Annotated in this window: 1 pseudogene; it reads right to left on the reverse strand. The window is 40.0% G+C overall.

Annotated elements, in window-relative coordinates:
* Positions 1-172, reverse strand: a pseudogene (gene sodC1 / locus ACLJNW_RS25395) (superoxide dismutase [Cu-Zn] SodC1); the annotation flags it as partial.
* Positions 173-270: the final 98 nt, after the last annotated feature.

Here is a 270-nt window from a genome sequence, read left to right on the forward strand (position 1 = left end):
GGTGAGGAGTGAAAAGCAGACCGTAAGGTGTCTCTGAAACTGTGATTTCACCTATGTTTTCTCCTGTTCCGCTGGACAGGGCATCGTTCATCTTTACAGTCAGGGTATTCTCTGCCATTGCTGAACAACTGATGAGCGCACCAGCTACCAGCGACAATATTGTGTATTTCATTAGTTAACTCGTTTTTTGGTTGTATCGTAAATACCATTAATAAAAGCAGGTATATGTTTGCAAGATAAATAATAAAGGATCTCTCATATATGCAGGAT

Source organism: Salmonella sp. SAL4457, assembly GCF_046548235.1.
Taxonomy (GTDB): domain Bacteria; phylum Pseudomonadota; class Gammaproteobacteria; order Enterobacterales; family Enterobacteriaceae; genus Salmonella; species Salmonella enterica.